Source organism: Sungkyunkwania multivorans, from assembly GCF_042675645.1.
In the GTDB taxonomy this organism is placed as follows: Bacteria; Bacteroidota; Bacteroidia; order Flavobacteriales; family Flavobacteriaceae; genus Sungkyunkwania; species Sungkyunkwania multivorans.
In genome coordinates, this window is sequence record NZ_JBHTJH010000017.1 from 1,254,184 (window position 1) to 1,271,326 (window position 17,143).

A 17,143-nucleotide genomic window follows, 5' to 3' on the forward strand; every position below is an offset into this window, starting at 1 on the left:
TTTGATAAGAATTAGTGTATACCTAAGCTTTCATTGGTTTTAGATATAGATTTAGTCCCATTTGCCTCTATTCCAGTAAGTGCCCTTATAGCATCTATAGTTTCTGGTATTACTATAGCTTGGTTATCCACGATATAGGCATAAAAGAGTTCATCTCCCACTACCTTTAGCATATCTTCCCAAAGTGCAACTTCATACATATCGCCCCAAGGTCTTCCCATATCCAAAAACATTTCTTTAATGGTATTGTTTGAGACTAGGCCTTGGTCATATTGAATAAACTTTATACGACTAGACGTTTTAAAAGCATTTAAAACTTCTTCTTTCGAGGCTTGCTTTTTTAACTTCACGTTCCAGTAGTGCATATGGCTTAAAGTTTCTGGAACTTTTACCGCAGAAGTAATCACATCTAATTCTGGGTCAACGCTTTTAGCATCCGGACCTTGATGGCTCGGGATATCTCTTTCGGGCACCATGGTGTTCATTATACCACCCAAATGACTTTCCCAAGGGTCTGTAGCTCTTCTTAAAAGCGTCCCTCTGGCATAATCCAATAAATCAGCTCTTTTTAACGCGGTTAACGTTCTTAATATAGAGGTTGTATTGCAAGAGACTACTCTGGTCGCGTCTCTATTTAACGCCGATTCATAATTATTTTCGGCACTAAAGGAATGCCCCGTGGTTTCGTGTTTTTCGCCACCGTGCAATATGAATTTGATGTTCTGTTCCTTATAGATTGCCACGTTTTGAGCTGCAATCTTTTTAGGGGTGCAATCCACAACAAGGTCTGACTTATTTAAAAGTTCTTGCATATTTCCTTTTATTGTAATGCCTTCAGACTTCATTTTGTCTTCAGCTTCATCAGTTGCTGAATAGATATCATACTCTTTTCTTACCGCATTTTGAATGCGCCAATCGCTTATGATATCACATACTCCAGAAAGCTTCATATCATCCTGTAGGTTGATTGCATCGGCCACTCTTTTTCCTATTACTCCGTATCCTATTACTGCTATTTTTTTCATATTATATTGTTTTAAGTGTTTGATTTTTTATTAAAATGATGGAACCGATAATGCCTGCAATTAAGGAAGCAAACAGGATGCTTACTTTTGCTGTATAGATAAATTCTTCATCGGCAAATGCCAATTCGTTTATAAAAAGGGACATTGTAAACCCGATACCAGCTAGAAAGGCAATTCCGTAGATGTGATACCAAGTAATATTTTTAGGAAGTTTTGCTAATTTTAGAAAGACCAAAATTTTTGAAAATAAGACGACACCAATAAACTTTCCGAATATGAGACCAAAACCTATTCCTAGACTTATCGGATGGGTAAGTACTTCCAACACTTTGCCGTGTAGGTGAATACCAGCATTAGCAAAAGCGAATAGTGGTAGTACGATAAAATTCACAAATGGATTTAAAGCATTTTCAAGCTTTTGGAGTGGTGTTTCAGCTTCTGAACTTATAGTTTTGATTTCTTCTAGTATTTCTAATTGGGAATGAGAAATTAGCGAACCTCTTACAGGTTTTTCTTTATTGAACTTGTTGTGTAATGTCGCAAGGCGTTGTAAAAATGTAGCCTCGTTTATTTTTACACGACCTGGTATAGCTAGGGCTGTTAGTATGCCAGCAATAGTAGGGTGTACTCCTGAGAAGAAGAAAGCTAGCCAAACACCACCTATTCCTATAATGGCATAGAACCAAGTTTTTCGTACTCCAGCATAATTGCCAATAACTAGTAATCCAAAGAAAAGAAAGGCGTGAAATAAATCCATAGTGGATATACCAGAAGTATAAAAAAGTGCAATTACCAATACACCGCCTAAATCGTCAACGACAGCAAGTGTTACTAGGAAGACACGTAATGCAATGGGTAAGCGTTTTCCGAAAAGAGCTAGTACACCTAAAGAAAAAGCAATATCGGTAGCCATAGGTATTCCCCAACCTTGTGAAGCTTCACCGGTAGTGTTGAGGATAAAATATATGAGGGCAGGAAGAACCATTCCCCCAATAGCGGCACCAATAGGCAATACTGCATTTTGAGGTGTTGATAGTTTTCCACCTAATATTTCTCTTTTTAATTCTAAACCAACCTGAAGAAAGAACAGAGCCATTAATCCATCATTAATCCAGAGTAGTAATGGTTCGGTCAATTGAAAATTACCGATGCTAAATGAAATAGTAGTATTTAGAATATTTTGGTAAGTGCTTTGCCAAGGTGAATTTGCCCAAAGCATAGCTATTGTTACTGCTATTAAAAGCACAATTCCTGTGTTGCTAAATACTTTATTCGTAATGTTCCAGACGCTATTATGTGCAGTACTTTTAATCATTGATTGTTATTTTTTTTACTGCGGGTTGCGAATTGATTGTGGATTTTGATTCTGATGGTTTGTTGAAATTTCTAATAATCAGGCGGTTGCTCTTTTCGTAAGTGAAATAGCTTACCGCCCAATTAAAACCAACCATCAATCTATTTCTAAAGCCGCTAATGGACATAAGGTGAACGATAGACCAGAGTAGCCAAGCGAAATAACCACCAAATCTGAATTTGCCTAAATCGGCTACTGCTTTACGTTTACCTACTGTCGCCAATGAACCTTTATCGTGATATTCAAAAGGTTTAATAGGCTTGTTTTTTATGATATTTAGGATTGATGTACCTAAGTACTTTCCTTGTTGAATAGCTGTTTGCGCGACCTGTGGATGCCCTTTTGGTGTTTTTTCGGTAATTACAGCCGCTATATCACCAATGGCGAATATGTTTTTATAATCTTCTACCATCAAAAAGGGGTTGGTTTTAATACGGTTACCTCTGACAACATATTTTTTGTCAATACCTTTTGGAAACTGGCCTTTTACACCTGCTGTCCAGATTAGATTTTTTGCCATAATGATGTTATCACGATTTGTGATAACCTTTGAGCCATCATAATTACTTACTGATTCATTGAGTAATACATTTACATTCAAATCTTCTAGGTATTTTAGGGTTTTTGATGATGCCTTGTCTGACATCGAGCTTAACAACTCACCCCTAGCTTCTATCAAATAAATGTTCATTATAGTTGAAGGGTATTCTGGGTAATCTTTAGGAAGGATGTATTTACAGAATTCCGCTAAAGCTCCAGCCATTTCTACTCCTGCAGGACCGCCTCCAACAATCACAAAATTGGTTAGTGTATCACGTTCTTCATCATCACAGGTAATAGCGGCCTGCTCTAAGTTTTGCAACATCATATGGCGGATATTGAGAGAATCGCGAATATCTTTCATCCCCAAGCTGTTATCAGCTACGGTATCCATACCGAAGAAATTGGTAGTTGTTCCTGTAGCTAACACCAAATAATCGTAATGAACATCTCCTTTATTGGTTCTTACAATATTTGAAGTAGGTTGAATTTCTTCTACTACTGCCAATCGAAAAACCACGTTTTTATAACCGTTAAACTGCTTTCGGAAGGGAAACACGATGCTATCGGGCTCTAGGGCACTAGTTGCCACTTGGTAAAGTAATGGCTGAAACTGATGAAAGTTGTTTTTGTCAAACAAAACCACTTGTACCTTTTTGTTCTTTAGTTTTTCTACCAAAGCCAAACCTGCAAAACCACCGCCTACAATAACCAAACGCGGCCAATTAGTATCTGGTAGGCATATATCATCTGTTACTTTACAAGCAGATTTTGATGATATACTATGTATGTGATTATCTTCCATAATTATTTTAGATTCTCTAACTGTTGTTTTTGTCCCTTGCTATCATTACCGAACATTTAGCGTGGGTGGCTAAATATTGTGAAACAGAACCCAATAATAGACGTGAGAGCGCACCCTGACCTTGAGAGCCAACTACAATTAAATCAGCATCCCAATCTTCAGCCTTTTCTAGAATTGCATTTTTGGGTAGCCCGCTAACAACACTAGTGGTTATGGTAAGTGTTTTATTTAAATTCTTAAGGTTGTCACTGGCTTCGGAAACAATTTTTTCACCCAATTTTTGAGCACCGCTTATGAATTCTTCATAATAATTGTTTAAGCTACCACCTGTAGCCATCAGTTCAGGGCCTATTGCTGTAGGAAATTCGTAAACGTTTATAATACAAATCTCCGTACTTGGTGGCAAGGTTATTCTGTTAAGCTGCTCAACAGCTGCTTTACTGAAATCTGAACCGTCTAGAGCCAATACTATTTTCATAATTTTTAGTTTATTAATAGAAATATTTTAGGCTTTATTTTTACTTATAAAGCTTTGGGCGTCTTGTTTTGAAGCGAAATAAAAGACGCTCCCTTTACTTTTATCCTGAACGATTACAGCATTGGCCTTGTCTACTTTTGTATCATCAATCGGATTACTTCCAAAGCGGACATTGTCAATGTTTTTCTGAAGTTTTTCAACACAGCCTTGACAACAACCAAAGTAGATTGTACCATCTACATCTATCGGTATTTGTTTTACACCCATAAACCTGTCGTTTACCATACAGACTTTTTCATTCGGTACGATTTCATAAGTTGTTTGAGAAGCAACAGCTGAATTCATTTGAATGGGTTTTGTTTTAGTGACTGCAAGCGTAGCTGTTTCAGCCTTATCTTTTTTCTGGTTGGAACACGAAAGCAATATTATTGAGGCTAAAATCAAAAATAGAATACTGATTAATAGCTTGTAGATTCTTCCACTTGGATTTTCTACTGTTACTACTATGGGTTCGTTGTTCGGTTGTTTAAAATATCTTCGTTTCATTTTTTAAATTATTATTGATTATGAGTTTTATTTAGGCTAATTAGTTTATGCCAATACAAGTGTTCATATAAGCCAGACCAATACATTCCAAAGGTGAAGGCAAAAAGTAATTCTTCAATTGGGATTCCTAAGACTAGAATATGGGTGAGATTGTCGAGATTCCAATATAGTTCCACATACTGGGGGTAAAATGGAAGAATACTTCCAAAGTATATGAAATACAGTATGGTAAACAAGATGCCCCCAACCCATATCTTTCTTTTTAAATCTGGGCGACAGTATAGCGTGGATAGACCACCGATGAATATTGCTAAAGTGCCACAATAAATATGATTTAGTGTTGTAAAAACTGCTAGAATAAGGAAAACTAAAGCAGGTATAAATAAGATATATTTATGCAAAAGATGTCTTCTGTGATTTCGCTCTGTATGGTCTACTTCAATAAGGTTTTGTTTAAAAATTAGATTATAAAGTACCACGCCAATACCACCGATGGCAAAAGAAAAAATAAGGCTTTCGATATCGAAGCCTGTTTTTTGAGCCAAATCAAACAGCGAGGGTGGAAACCAATATTCTGGTACAAATAACGGTTCTGTTAAACCAAAGGGCATAGTAATAAGACTCATTTTGAGCATTTCTTTTCTATACCCTTTTTTTAATAGGTAGATTATTGCCCAAAGTGCAAGAATAATTAGTGACCATATAAACCAAACGTATTGCATAAAACTATATCTCCTATTTTTTTACTTTTATTTGAGCGTTATAAAAAGCTCCTATACAAGCACCAATAAGCCATCCGAGAATGAAGGTTTGTATAATGCCAAAAAATGCTTCCAATAGTGGAACATCCATCCTTATAATATTGGTGGTATCTAAACCGTGTAAAAGGCTGTTAAAGAAAGTAATAGTGCCTTCTTGTCCTGCAGTAGCCATAACAATCATACAGCCTAAATAAATCAAGGCTCCAGTAAGACCAAAGGCAAATCCAAGTTTTTTTATGTTTAATCGGTACATATTTTTATGATTTAAGATTAGTTATCTGATTTTAGAATCTTTTTTGATTCTTCGTATTCCTCTTTAGTAATGAAACCTTCAGCAAATCTTTTCTTAAGAATGTCCAAAGGATCTTCTTTTTTTGTCTTTTGGTAGGGTATATCTGTTGGGATTAAGAAAATCCAAACGATGAAAATGAGCCAAATAATCCACCATATTAGGTGCATTCCTCCAAAATGTCCGTCGTATAAATGCATAATTTTTAGTTTTAATTGTTATTGATTTATTTTTGAAATTGTATATCCGTTGAGCTTATCAAGTTGCTTTTGTATTTCTTGAACCGAGAGCGTTTCGTTCATAGAAATAATCGTGGCACCTTTTGGTGCTAAAAAAATCTCTACTTTTTCAATATTGGGATGTTCTTCCAATGTTTTCTTGACCCTTGCAACACATCCACCACAACTGATTCCTTCTATTTGAAATTTTTGTTTCATTGTGTTTGATATTAATGATGCTTATGTTCTTTTCTTTTTTCTGTTGAACTTTCAGCAGACTTCTTTTGATTATGGTCTTGACCATTATGGTTCCCATTATTGTGCTTGTGTCCTCCGTGGCCGTGAGACCCGTGTGGCATAAACAGATGTATAGCGAACATAAATAGTATGAAGATGAAAAGGGACGAGCCTCCACCTATGCCAAAAGAAGGCGCTAAAAAAATGAACAGAAGTGGTAAGCCACAGCCAATAATCATCCATATCCAGTGATTGTTTTTCATATTTATTCAGTTTTAAATATTATTAATGATGTTTGTGGGCATCTTTTTTCGAAGAGTCCATCTTGTTCATTCCTTTCATATCCATTCCCTTGTTGCTCATCATCTTCGTACACGATTCCATACAATCTTCGCTCATCATTCCTTTTTCGTGCATCATTTTCATCATATTGCCCATCATTTTTCCATCACTCATCATATTATTCATCATAGAGTGCATCATAGTGCTATCCTTCATCATCATTCGCATTCCTTCTTTTTTCATCATTGTGCCTACTATCTTTTTATTATTCTGCATCATTTGCATTGCGTGAGGTGTGTTTTGCATATGTTCCATAAAGGCAGACATATATTCGTGATTTTCAGAAATAGTGTTGAAAACCTCAGTACGGGTTTGAGGATTTTCCAGCAATGTTTCGGAATTCATATCCTGTGTACAACTACTAAGGCTTAAAAGCCCAAGCACGGTTAAAAGTAAAAGTGTGTTTTTCATCATTTTTAGTTTTAAGGTTATTGTTTGTTTTTTTAAACCCATTCCCCCTAATCTGTTCATCCTACTAAGGGAATGGGTTATCAGCTATTAATTAGCAGATTTTAGAAACTCCTCAATCTTTTTGCTTTCCTTTTCTGTAAGATTCGCTCTTACTCGCATATGTAGACTAATGGTTTCCCAATCTGTATCGTTATAATCTGAAGGCGAAGGTGCAATATGACACCTGTTACAAACCTCGCCCCAAAGTTGAGCTCCTGATTTTTCCATTTTAAATTCTTGGTCACTACCTGCTACCTCCGTTTCTGGAATAGGGGTGTAAACTTCTTTTGTAGATGTACAGGCGACTATCGTTGTTAGAACAACAAGAATCGATGTTACAGTTACTGTTATTTTGTGTATTCTTTTCATATCTCTTGATTTATGATTCAATTAAAATCCAATCGCCCAATGGATAAATAATCCATCAGTGTTGGTAATACCATCTCCATCGTGGCCACCTTCAGTTTCGGTAGTTTGATAACTAAGCTTTAATACAGAGCGCCAGCTTAACCAATAGTTGAGTCCAAAGGCATACTGAACTGATGCTTCTTCCCATTCTGCGCCTTCTGGGGCATTAAAATCAGAATAGCGCCCTACGAATTCTAATTTCTTCATAAAGTCACTTTCTGCCATTGTAGGCCTGTAACTTAATTGGGCATAAAATGAGTTGCTTTGATTGTCAAAGGAATATTCTTCAGTATCTCCATCCTCGTGTACTTCTACAAATGTTGCTGTATCTACATTAGAGTTATTGTACTGGGCTTTGATATCTACAATTCCCTTTAAAGGTGATATAGGCTTTACATATGAGAAGTCTAGCGCAAAAAGAAAGGCACCCACATCCTCATATTGAGAGTCTTCCGTGCCGGTTCCACTTGTCGAGTAGGCCGAAAATCCTAATTCTGCCGATGAATCGGAAAATGGAAGTATTCCTATTCTACCGCCATAGGCTTTAGCTAGGTTATTATCTTCAAAATTTTCGAATTGTAAAATACCTGCTTCCTCGGGTTCTTCACTACCATCATTTATCCTTGGTCCATTGGTTGAATAAATAGAATAATTAAGCCTTGGGCCTCCTAAGTCAAAAGCACCTCGAAGTTCTACACCAATTCCAGAGGAAGGCGCAATACCATCATGTCCATACCCGAGAGGTGCATTAGGTAATCGATTTATCCAAGCAGGATGTAATCGTTCCATAAAGGTTCCGAAAGGCAATAGGAATTTACCTGCTCTAATTGTCATATTCTTGTTGAGGACGTACATCACATCTGCATATTCAAGTCCAATCTCCAATTCATTTCCTTCTAATTTAAATTCTAATTCAGCCTCAAACATTAACCTGTCTGAATGCTTGTAGAGAAAAATTGGTGCATACGTTAAGCCTAGAAATGTTGATTCTGTTTCGTCATTAGAGTCCATATATTCAAACCCCGTATGTCCGTAACCACGCAACATAAATTGGGTTTTACTCGGTTCAAAAGTGTTGTATGTTTGGCCATAAATTTGATAGCCAAAAGCAAACACGAAAAGTGATAAGATTAGCTTTTTCATTATTTCAGGGTTCTTAAATAGTTAATAAGTTCCCAGCGTTTTTTCTCTGGGATTGAGGTTTTGTATGAGGGCATAGGTGAACGTCCTTGTTCTATCTTCCAGAAAATTGCGCCGTCAGATTGTGATTGAAAAGCTGAACTTGTTAGGTCTGCTGGTTTTGGTTTAAGCCCTGTGCCACCCATACCATCACCTTTCCCTTTGGGACCGTGGCAAACAAAGCATAGCATTTTGTATATCTTCTTACCAGATGCCGCTGCCTTTGCATCACCTTTTAATGGGTTCTTGATTTTATCCGCGCTTGCCGGAGCTACCCAATTATCTTGTTCTATAGGAGTATATTCTGTTTTAGGGGATTTGATAAACCCTACTGTTAAGAAGTAAATTAACCCTAGTAGGGTTATGCTGAAAAAAATCTTTTTTGTTTTCATATGATTAGGATTTAGTTTGTGTTTGTTTTTAAAAATGTTTTAGATTCGGTCTGGATAGAATTCAATGCGAAATCTTTCTTAAGTTCCATTTATTGTCATCGTTTTTTACCACTATCAGATTATCAGAAATAAATTTAGATGTGATGACAGGTGGATTTTTACTTTTAGTATATTTTGGAGAAATATGCTTAGATAACTGAGTTAAATGGTCTGTTACATTTCCGTTTTCATCAATGACCACTTCAAAATAATGGTAGTTGACAACATCTTTTTTAAAGATATCATTATAACCTATGGTCTCTTTATGTACTATTAATGCCAAGGCCTTGTCACCCTGAAAATTTGAGACATTTAGAAACTGTGGTTTAATACTTATTTTTCCTTTTTTGTCAATGAAGCCATAATAAAGTACACCATCCTTTTGATGAGTTATAATACATTTTCCGTTACTGAACAAAGGAAAGTTACCCTTGTCTGTTTTGGTCAGTACAAAGTCTTCTCTAAAGTCAATAATTATGGAGCCGTTTTGGTCAATAAATGCCCATTCATTTCCTTTTTTCACTGCGGCAAGGCCGTCGTGAAAAGGGGAGATAAAGTCAATATCTTCTATGGTTTGCCCAATTCCCAGCATTGGGATAATTAATAATGTGAGGAAGATTGTTTTCATTTTTATTCATTTTAGTTTGATGAAATTAGCGAATGACATTAGTCTTCATCTGCATAACTTTCGTTCTTATCTATATAATTTCATCGTAATAATTACGCTTCCAATTTTCTGTGTTTTTATAATCTGTCATGCTCATTCCAACCACATCTTTAAACTGTCTGGATAAGTGATTCACACTGCTGTAATCCAATAAGTATCCTATATCAGAAAAGGAATGTTGTTTGAGTTGAATGAGTTCCTTTACTTTTTCAATTTTTAATCTTATAAAGTACTTTTCAATGGTGGTCTTTTCTTTAGATGAGAACAGTTTACTCAATGCCTTGTAATCTCGATGAAGGGTTGATGATAAATGTTCCGAAGTCTTAACCTTTAAGGTCAATGGCAGTTCAACAAGTTGTTCAATCAGAATAATTTTTATTCTTTCAACGAGCATATCTTCTTCACTTTTTACAATTTCAAAGTCATTTGCGTGTAGCACTTTGGTAACATCTTGGTTAATTTGTGCATCGCTTAATCCTGGTGCTTCCACTAAAAGCTTTCCTAGCTCTAGCGAAAGGACGGTTATTCCTAGTTCTAGTAGTTCTTGCTTTATTACTTTTAAGCAACGACTACACACCATATTTTTAACCCAAAATTCTTTTGGTTGTGTCATATTTATAGGGTATTGTTATTGGGCTTTTGCTCAATAGTTAGTCCTGTAATTGTATGTTTTACAGTCTAATGTGTAAATGATACTGTCGGGAATTGGGTACAATAGTATATAGCCAATAGCTATGCGCTGGCTACAACTAATTGTGCAGTAAAAGGGCTTTTACTGCGACGTAGAAAATCAAATTAAGTATGTCTCGTATAGAATATGTATATCCTTGTATAGCAAGGGCGGCCTATACGCTTCAAAAGGAACTATATTTTTGTCTAGTCCTTCAAAAAGATTGATGTAAGAATAAATAAATGTATTTAAGAAGACTAAAGTGTCAATTTCTAAAACCGTATTCGATTTTTTAAAGGTATCACTAGCTTCTTTTAAAATAGTCTGATTGTCGCAACAATCCTTTTCTTGTAAAGTAGTACATTTCTTAGTGGGGTTATTTTTCTTTTGAACTTTGTCTTTACAAGCTTGTGCTTCACTAAAAAAAGCCATATCCACTAATTTGTCACAGCAAAAATGCATATTCACCGTAAAAGAAGAGGTTGACAACAATATAAATGCTGCCAAAAAGAAAGACAATATTTTAGTAAAAATAATTTTCACAATGTAAAGTTAAGAAATTTTGTTTAACATTTGAGTAAAATAAATTCACACTCTCAATATGCTTGTTATTAATGTTTTACGTATATTAAACAAGTTTCCATTCATACAAATATAAATCTAAAGATTAAACAGAATAATGATATTTGTCATATTCCAATAAAATACAGATTGATAAGTTTGTATGATTAAATAAATAATAATTATTTACCTTATTTATGAAAAAGATATTTATTACAATACTGGCAATCGCAATGGTACAGTCAGTATTTTCTCAGGATAAAATGGTTGGACTTACTTTTGAATATGAAACTTTCTCTAGAGGGTTCTATCAAAAAATTAAAGTTGAAAAAGGCACACTTCTTTTTCAAGAAAATAGAAGTGAAAGTGATGGTACTATTATTGATATAGACAAAAAACAATGGAAGAAATTAGTGGATTGGGTAAAAAAAATAAAACTTGAACACCTCTCCTTGCTTAAGGCTCCTACTAATAAAAGAGAAGTTGATGGTGCTGCATTTGCAAAATTAAAAGTGTTTACAAATGACAAAGAATATGTGTCTTCTAATTTTGACCACGGCAACCCACCATTAGAAATTAAAGGCCTTGTAGAGAATATTATTGAATTAAGTCAATTGGGTAAAAAGGATTAGTATTTTACCTATATAAAGAGTCTAAAATTTTGTTAAACAAAATTAAAGTGTTAAAATTTTTGTAGCTTTGCAAAATAAATGAAGGCAATATTTTTTAAAATAGTATCATTTTGTATGGCACTTTTAGTGTTTGTCTCAACAATGTCTTTCACTATTGAAAGCCATTATTGCGGTGACGTTCTTGTGGATACTTCAGTGTTTGGTAAAGTTGAATCTTGTGGTATGGAGGTTCAGCAAAAAACGTCTTCAACAGAATGTGATATTACTAAGAAAGATTGTTGTAGCGATGAACAGCTCGTTGTTGATGGTCAAGATAATCTAAAAATTTCTTTTGATAAGTTAGATAAAGAGCAACAGATATTAGTTGCCACTTTCATCTACTCTTACGTAAATCTATTTACAGAATTACAAACAGAAAATATCTCTTTTAGAGATTACTCACCACCTCCCTTGGTCAGGGACGTTCAAGTTTTAGACCAAACTTTCCTTATTTGATTTTAAGTAATTAGTACTGAAGTCCTGCATTAATTTGTTTGGACTCAATCACTTGTTTGTTGTTTTGTCAACAAAAATTATAATTACTTAAAAATCATTTTTTATGCTAAATAAAAGCATCAAATTCTTAATAGAGAATAAACTGGTAGCCGTTTTATTACTGGCTTTATTTGTAGCTTGGGGTGTTGTGAATGCACCATTTGAATGGAATACTGGTTCGCTTCCTCGAAATCCTGTAGCTGTAGACGCTATTCCTGATATAGGCGAGAACCAACAAATTGTATTTACAAAATGGGATGGTCGCTCACCACAAGATATTGAGGATCAAGTAACCTACCCGCTTACCACATCACTACTTGGTATTCCAGGAGTGAAAACCATTCGTAGTTCTTCAATGTTTGGGTTTTCAAGTATCTATATCATTTTTGAAGAGGATATTGAATTCTATTGGTCACGTAGCCGCATACTCGAAAAATTAAATTCATTACCAGCCGGACTTTTACCAGATGGTGTAAATCCAGCACTAGGTCCTGATGCTACAGGTCTCGGACAGATTTACTGGTATACATTAGAAGGTCGTGATGAAAACGGAAATGTGACTGGCGGTTGGGATTTACAGGAACTTCGTAGTATTCAAGATTTCTATGTAAAATACGCATTGTCATCGGCAAGCGGTGTTTCGGAAGTGGCTTCAATTGGTGGTTATGTATTGGAATACCAAGTGGATGTCAATCCAGAGTTGATGAAGCAGTATAAAATTGGTTTAAACGAGGTTGTCAAAGCAGTTAAACAAAGTAACCAAGATGTAGGTGCTCAAACATTAGAAATAAACCAAGCAGAATATCTTATACGCGGATTGGGTTATGTAAAATCTATTTCAGACCTAGAAAATGCAGTAGTTACCTCGGAAAATTTCACCTCTATACGTTTAAAGGACATCGCCAAAGTTTCTCACGGCCCTGCAACAAGAAGAGGTCTTTTAGATAAAGAAGGCGCAGAGGTCGTAGGTGGTGTTGTGGTCGCCCGTTATGGTGCTAACCCTATGGCCGTTATTAATAATGTTAAGGAGAAAATAAATGAATTAAGTTCGGGTTTACCTTCAAAAACTCTGAGCGATGGAAGGACATCGCAACTTACTATTGTTCCTTTTTATGATAGAACAGAGCTCATTCAAGAAACATTAGGGACACTTGATGAGGCACTTACTTTAGAGATTTTAATTACCATTTTCGTAATAATTATAATGGTATTTAATTTAAGAGCTTCAGTATTAATTTCGGGATTATTACCAGTCGCAGTATTAATGGTTTTTATTTCAATGAAGCTATTTAATGTCGATGCAAATATCGTTGCATTGTCTGGTATTGCTATTGCTATCGGGACGATGGTGGATGTGGGTGTTATCCTATCAGAAAATGTGCTACGGCATATTGACGAAAATGAGCAGAACTTACCTATGAACACTGTTGTGTATAATGCAACTGCCGAAGTCTCTGGAGCCATTTTGACAGCCGTGATGACCACCATTATTAGTTTCATTCCTGTGTTTACAATGATTGGTGCTGAAGGAAAATTGTTTCGTCCACTGGCGTTTACCAAAACTTCAGCCTTAACAGCGTCGCTAATTGTAGCATTATTTTTAATACCACCGTTTGCAGCCTATTTCTTTAAAAAACGTAGCGTAAAAAAATCATTTAGTTATATGCTAAACGGTGCTTTAGTTCTAACAGGAATTATTGCTCTTGTTTTTGGATTTCCACTTGGGTTGATATTAATGGCGTTTGGAGTAGTTGGTTTTCTTTCATTACAGGAAAAAATTACCTCTAAACGTGCCAATACTATCAATATATTCGTATCGGCTTTTGCAATCATTTTCTTATTAGCAGAATATTGGAGGCCTTTAGGAGTCGATCGAAGCATACTAGTAAATTTAATTTTTGTTGGTCTTATTTGCTTTGGACTACTAGGTGTATTTACTCTTTTTAGAAAGTACTATGTACGTATCTTAAATTGGGCGTTACGTAATAAGTTATTATTCCTTTCTCTGCCAACCGCGATAATCATTTTTGGAGTGATGATTATGCGAAATACAGGGAAGGAATTTATGCCATCTCTTAATGAAGGCTCTTTCCTTTTAATGCCTACATCGATGCCACACGCTGGGGTTGAAGAGAATAAGCGCGTGTTACAGCAATTAGATATGGCAGTAGCCAGCATCCCAGAAATTGAAACTGTAGTAGGTAAATCTGGTCGTACAGAATCGGCTTTAGATCCAGCCCCTTTATCTATGTACGAAAATGTGATTCAGTATAAATCTGAATACATCCTAAATGAAAAAAGAGAAAGACAACGCTTTAAGGTAGATGAAGATGGATTATTTGTATTGAAAGACGGAAGCTTAGTTGTAAACCCAAATAGTGAAGTTAACGAAGGTGCTGACTATGATCTTTCTAAAACTAAAGATCCCTTTTCGGTGCGTCGTTCACAACTGATACCAGATGATGAAGGTGAATATTATAGAAATTGGCGTCCTGAAATTGAATCCCCAGACGATATTTGGAAGGAAATCGTAAAGGTTACAAAGCTTCCAGGTGTTACTTCAGCACCTAAATTACAACCTATTGAAACACGCTTGGTTATGTTGCAAACCGGTATGCGAGCACCAATGGGTATTAAGGTGAAAGGGCAAGATTTAAATGAGATTGAAGCCTTTGGAGTACAATTGGAAGATATATTAAAACAGGCAGATGGTGTTAAGGATGAAGCTGTTTTTGCAGACAGAATTGTCGGGAAACCTTACCTTTTATTAGATATCGATAGAGACCGACTTGCACGGTATGGAATTTCCATACAACAAGTGCAACAGGTTATACAAGTCTCTGTGGGTGGTATGGTACTTACACAAACTGTTGAAGGCAGAGAACGATATGGTATTCGTGTGCGCTACCCAAGAGAACTACGCGCAAATCCTAATGACTTAAAAGATATTTATGTTCCCGTAGAAAAAGGAACCCCAGTGCCATTAAGTGAACTGGTTACGATTCGTTATGAGCAAGGACCACAAATTATAAAAAGTGAAGATACCTTTTTAGTGGGTTATGTTCTCTTTGATAAGTTAGATGGATATGCCGAGGTAGATGTGGTGGAAAACGCCCAAGCTCTTATCCAAGAAAAAATAGATAGCGGTGAACTAATCGTGCCAAAAGGAATTAATTATCGATTTACTGGTACTTATGAAAATCAACTGCGTGCAGAGAAAACTCTTGGTGTTGTGGTGCCTTTGGCATTAGCAATAATTTTCCTAATTCTTTACTTCCAGTTCCGCTCGGTAGGAACTTCTTTAATGGTTTTTACAGGCATTGCTGTTGCCTTTGCCGGTGGATTTTTGATGATTTGGTTTTATGGTCAGGATTGGTTTTTGAATTTCAACTTCTTTGGAGAAAATTTGCGGGACTTGTTTCAAATGCATACCATAAATTTGAGTGTAGCGGTTTGGGTAGGGTTTATTGCGCTGTTTGGTATTGCAACGGATGATGGTGTGGTAATGGCTACCTACTTAACACAAACATTCGACAGAAATAATCCCACGGATAAAAAAGGGATAAGAGCATCTGTTGTAGAGGCAGGGGAAAAGCGTATTAGGCCGTGTCTGATGACTACCGCAACTACCATATTAGCTTTACTACCAGTATTAACATCAACAGGCCGAGGTAGTGATATAATGATTCCAATGGCTATTCCTTCCTTCGGTGGGATGCTTATTGCACTTGTAACACTGTTTGTAGTACCCGTATTGTATAGCTGGAAACAAGAATTTCAATTAAAAAGAGCGACGAAATGAGATATATAATTTTAATAGGACTTATTTTTTTCGCTTTCGCGGAAACAAATGCACAACAACTAGCTTCCTATATTCAGGAAGCTGAAAATAATAATCCTGAAATTCAGGCTTTTGAGCTGCGTTACAATATTGCGGAAGAAAAAGTAAACGAGGTCAATACGTTGCCAAATACAACGGTAAGTGCTGGATATTTCGTGAGTGAGCCAGAGACCCGAACAGGTGCGCAGCGTGCACGTTTTTCGGTTTCTCAAATGTTGCCTTGGTTTGGTACCATAACGGCAAGAGAGAACTATGCAAGCTCATTAGCAGAAACTCAATATATAGATATCGTAGTCGCAAAAAGAAAACTTGCTTTATCCGTTTCCCAATCCTACTACAAATTATACGCCATTAGAGCAAAACAGATAGTTCTAGATAAGAATATTGAGCTTTTGGAAACCTATGAGCGTCTGGCATTAACTTCAGTTGAAGTTGGTAAGGCATCCGCTGTAGATGTACTTCGTCTGCAAATACGACAAAATGAACTTGTACAGCAAAAAGAAGTATTAGAACAAGATTTTTTAGCAGAACAGGTAACCTTCAATAATCTACTAAATCGGGATGAAAACACGGAGGTAATTGTAGCAGAAGAAATGTCCATACCGGATGAGGACCCATTAATTTTAACTGAAAATCTTCAGCTTAACCCTGAACTTATAAAGTATGATAAGCTATACGAATCTGTGGAACAATCTGAACTTTTGAACCAAAAAGAAAGTGCCCCAAATATTGGTTTTGGGTTAGACTATGTTCCAGTCGCAGAAAGACCAGAGATGAACTTTAACGATAATGGAAAGGATATTGTGATGCCAATGGTGTCTATTTCAATTCCAATTTTTAATAATAAATACAAGTCTATTACAAAACAAAATCAATTAAAGCAGTTGCAAATACAATCCCAAAAGGAAGATAGATTGAATAAACTGGAAACACTGTTAGCAGATGCAAAGTACAACAGAGAAAATACGAGAATAAAATTCAATATTCAATCGGATAACTTAAAGCAAGCTAACGATGCAGAAGAAATCCTGATAAAGAATTATGAAACAGGCACTATTGATTTTAATGATGTATTAGATGTTCAAGAGTTGCAGTTAAAATTTCAAATAAATCTTATCGAATCCATTAAGGGCTATTATATACAATATGCCTTAATTAATTATTTAACACAATAA

The 17,143-nt window shown here is 35.8% G+C and carries 20 protein-coding genes; 4 read left to right on the plus strand and 16 right to left on the minus strand.

What is annotated here, in order from left to right:
* Nucleotides 1-11: 11 nt before the first annotated feature.
* From ACFQ1M_RS17080 to ACFQ1M_RS17155, 16 genes are all read right to left on the minus strand, one after another.
* Entirely contained in the window at nt 12-1,025 is a 1,014-nt protein-coding gene (locus ACFQ1M_RS17080; RefSeq protein ID WP_386410542.1) for a type II glyceraldehyde-3-phosphate dehydrogenase, read from the minus strand.
* Nucleotide 1,026: 1 nt separating this feature from the next.
* Complete coding sequence (gene nhaA, locus ACFQ1M_RS17085; RefSeq protein ID WP_386410545.1) at nt 1,027-2,340, minus strand: Na+/H+ antiporter NhaA; 1,314 nt, start codon at nt 2,338-2,340, stop codon at nt 1,027-1,029.
* Nucleotides 2,333-3,724, minus strand: a complete 1,392-nt coding sequence (locus ACFQ1M_RS17090; protein ID WP_386410548.1) for an NAD(P)/FAD-dependent oxidoreductase — start codon at nt 3,722-3,724, stop codon at nt 2,333-2,335. Before ACFQ1M_RS17090 ends, nhaA begins: the two co-directional genes overlap by 8 nt.
* 16 nt (nt 3,725-3,740) lie before the next feature.
* Complete coding sequence (locus ACFQ1M_RS17095; RefSeq protein ID WP_386410551.1) at nt 3,741-4,202, minus strand: universal stress protein; 462 nt, start codon at nt 4,200-4,202, stop codon at nt 3,741-3,743.
* Between the two features lie 27 nt (nt 4,203-4,229).
* Nucleotides 4,230-4,748: a hypothetical protein gene (locus ACFQ1M_RS17100; protein ID WP_386410554.1), complete on the minus strand. Its 519-nt coding sequence runs from the start codon at nt 4,746-4,748 to the stop codon at nt 4,230-4,232.
* 11 nt (nt 4,749-4,759) lie between these two features.
* Nucleotides 4,760-5,470 (minus strand): lycopene cyclase domain-containing protein, encoded by a 711-nt coding sequence (locus ACFQ1M_RS17105; protein ID WP_386410557.1) that lies wholly within the window; start codon nt 5,468-5,470, stop codon nt 4,760-4,762.
* Between the two features lie 13 nt (nt 5,471-5,483).
* Entirely contained in the window at nt 5,484-5,762 is a 279-nt protein-coding gene (locus tag ACFQ1M_RS17110) for a DUF5676 family membrane protein (RefSeq protein WP_386410560.1), read from the minus strand.
* A gap of 17 nt (nt 5,763-5,779) precedes the next feature.
* The gene (locus ACFQ1M_RS17115) at nt 5,780-5,998 is read right to left on the minus strand and encodes an SHOCT domain-containing protein (protein ID WP_299217675.1); all 219 of its coding nucleotides are present in this window, start codon (nt 5,996-5,998) and stop codon (nt 5,780-5,782) included.
* Between the two features lie 18 nt (nt 5,999-6,016).
* Nucleotides 6,017-6,235, minus strand: coding sequence for a heavy-metal-associated domain-containing protein (locus tag ACFQ1M_RS17120; RefSeq protein ID WP_386410563.1), 219 nt, complete (start codon nt 6,233-6,235; stop codon nt 6,017-6,019).
* A gap of 303 nt (nt 6,236-6,538) precedes the next feature.
* Nucleotides 6,539-7,009, minus strand: coding sequence for a hypothetical protein (locus ACFQ1M_RS17125; RefSeq protein ID WP_386410565.1), 471 nt, complete (start codon nt 7,007-7,009; stop codon nt 6,539-6,541).
* An 84-nt stretch (nt 7,010-7,093) separates the two neighbouring features.
* On the minus strand, nt 7,094-7,414 hold the full coding sequence (locus ACFQ1M_RS17130; protein ID WP_386410567.1) for a hypothetical protein: 321 nt from the start codon (nt 7,412-7,414) through the stop codon (nt 7,094-7,096).
* A gap of 21 nt (nt 7,415-7,435) precedes the next feature.
* Nucleotides 7,436-8,596: a hypothetical protein gene (locus ACFQ1M_RS17135; RefSeq protein ID WP_386410569.1), complete on the minus strand. Its 1,161-nt coding sequence runs from the start codon at nt 8,594-8,596 to the stop codon at nt 7,436-7,438.
* A complete protein-coding gene (locus ACFQ1M_RS17140) occupies nt 8,596-9,024 on the minus strand; it encodes a c-type cytochrome (protein ID WP_062054179.1) in 429 nt (142 codons plus the stop codon). Before ACFQ1M_RS17140 ends, ACFQ1M_RS17135 begins: the two co-directional genes overlap by 1 nt.
* Before the next feature lie 61 nt (nt 9,025-9,085).
* A complete protein-coding gene (locus tag ACFQ1M_RS17145; RefSeq protein WP_386410571.1) occupies nt 9,086-9,691 on the minus strand; it encodes a WG repeat-containing protein in 606 nt (201 codons plus the stop codon).
* Nucleotides 9,692-9,761: 70 nt separating this feature from the next.
* Entirely contained in the window at nt 9,762-10,343 is a 582-nt protein-coding gene (locus ACFQ1M_RS17150; protein WP_386410573.1) for a helix-turn-helix domain-containing protein, read from the minus strand.
* A gap of 177 nt (nt 10,344-10,520) precedes the next feature.
* Nucleotides 10,521-10,943, minus strand: a complete 423-nt coding sequence (locus tag ACFQ1M_RS17155) for an HYC_CC_PP family protein (RefSeq protein WP_299217646.1) — start codon at nt 10,941-10,943, stop codon at nt 10,521-10,523.
* Between the two features lie 215 nt (nt 10,944-11,158).
* On the opposite strand from ACFQ1M_RS17155, the gene ACFQ1M_RS17160 reads away from it, so the two are divergent.
* The 4 genes from ACFQ1M_RS17160 to ACFQ1M_RS17175 all read left to right on the plus strand — a co-directional run bounded on the left by ACFQ1M_RS17160 (nt 11,159) and on the right by ACFQ1M_RS17175 (nt 17,143).
* Entirely contained in the window at nt 11,159-11,593 is a 435-nt protein-coding gene (locus ACFQ1M_RS17160) for a hypothetical protein (protein WP_386410578.1), read from the plus strand.
* Nucleotides 11,594-11,671: 78 nt separating this feature from the next.
* Nucleotides 11,672-12,088, plus strand: coding sequence for an HYC_CC_PP family protein (locus tag ACFQ1M_RS17165; protein ID WP_299217635.1), 417 nt, complete (start codon nt 11,672-11,674; stop codon nt 12,086-12,088).
* A 103-nt stretch (nt 12,089-12,191) separates the two neighbouring features.
* The gene (locus ACFQ1M_RS17170) at nt 12,192-15,929 is read left to right on the plus strand and encodes an efflux RND transporter permease subunit (protein ID WP_386410581.1); all 3,738 of its coding nucleotides are present in this window, start codon (nt 12,192-12,194) and stop codon (nt 15,927-15,929) included.
* Nucleotides 15,926-17,143: a TolC family protein gene (locus ACFQ1M_RS17175; protein ID WP_386410583.1), complete on the plus strand. Its 1,218-nt coding sequence runs from the start codon at nt 15,926-15,928 to the stop codon at nt 17,141-17,143. The genes ACFQ1M_RS17170 and ACFQ1M_RS17175 overlap by 4 nt, the downstream gene beginning before the upstream one ends.

Excerpts from the sequence above, each read along its gene's own strand:
- ACFQ1M_RS17080 (WP_386410542.1), bottom strand. The coding sequence starts at position 1,025 with ATGAAAAAAATAGCAGTAATAGGATACGGAGTAATAGGAAAAAGAGTG.
- nhaA (WP_386410545.1), bottom strand. The coding sequence starts at position 2,340 with ATGATTAAAAGTACTGCACATAATAGCGTCTGGAACATTACGAATAAA.
- ACFQ1M_RS17090 (WP_386410548.1), bottom strand. The coding sequence starts at position 3,724 with ATGGAAGATAATCACATACATAGTATATCATCAAAATCTGCTTGTAAA.
- ACFQ1M_RS17095 (WP_386410551.1), bottom strand. The coding sequence starts at position 4,202 with ATGAAAATAGTATTGGCTCTAGACGGTTCAGATTTCAGTAAAGCAGCT.
- ACFQ1M_RS17100 (WP_386410554.1), bottom strand. The coding sequence starts at position 4,748 with ATGAAACGAAGATATTTTAAACAACCGAACAACGAACCCATAGTAGTA.
- ACFQ1M_RS17105 (WP_386410557.1), bottom strand. The coding sequence starts at position 5,470 with ATGCAATACGTTTGGTTTATATGGTCACTAATTATTCTTGCACTTTGG.
- ACFQ1M_RS17110 (WP_386410560.1), bottom strand. The coding sequence starts at position 5,762 with ATGTACCGATTAAACATAAAAAAACTTGGATTTGCCTTTGGTCTTACT.
- ACFQ1M_RS17115 (WP_299217675.1), bottom strand. The coding sequence starts at position 5,998 with ATGCATTTATACGACGGACATTTTGGAGGAATGCACCTAATATGGTGG.
- ACFQ1M_RS17120 (WP_386410563.1), bottom strand. The coding sequence starts at position 6,235 with ATGAAACAAAAATTTCAAATAGAAGGAATCAGTTGTGGTGGATGTGTT.
- ACFQ1M_RS17125 (WP_386410565.1), bottom strand. The coding sequence starts at position 7,009 with ATGATGAAAAACACACTTTTACTTTTAACCGTGCTTGGGCTTTTAAGC.
- ACFQ1M_RS17130 (WP_386410567.1), bottom strand. The coding sequence starts at position 7,414 with ATGAAAAGAATACACAAAATAACAGTAACTGTAACATCGATTCTTGTT.
- ACFQ1M_RS17135 (WP_386410569.1), bottom strand. The coding sequence starts at position 8,596 with ATGAAAAAGCTAATCTTATCACTTTTCGTGTTTGCTTTTGGCTATCAA.
- ACFQ1M_RS17140 (WP_062054179.1), bottom strand. The coding sequence starts at position 9,024 with ATGAAAACAAAAAAGATTTTTTTCAGCATAACCCTACTAGGGTTAATT.
- ACFQ1M_RS17145 (WP_386410571.1), bottom strand. The coding sequence starts at position 9,691 with ATGAAAACAATCTTCCTCACATTATTAATTATCCCAATGCTGGGAATT.
- ACFQ1M_RS17150 (WP_386410573.1), bottom strand. The coding sequence starts at position 10,343 with ATGACACAACCAAAAGAATTTTGGGTTAAAAATATGGTGTGTAGTCGT.
- ACFQ1M_RS17160 (WP_386410578.1), top strand. The coding sequence starts at position 11,159 with ATGAAAAAGATATTTATTACAATACTGGCAATCGCAATGGTACAGTCA.
- ACFQ1M_RS17165 (WP_299217635.1), top strand. The coding sequence starts at position 11,672 with ATGAAGGCAATATTTTTTAAAATAGTATCATTTTGTATGGCACTTTTA.
- ACFQ1M_RS17170 (WP_386410581.1), top strand. The coding sequence starts at position 12,192 with ATGCTAAATAAAAGCATCAAATTCTTAATAGAGAATAAACTGGTAGCC.
- ACFQ1M_RS17175 (WP_386410583.1), top strand. The coding sequence starts at position 15,926 with ATGAGATATATAATTTTAATAGGACTTATTTTTTTCGCTTTCGCGGAA.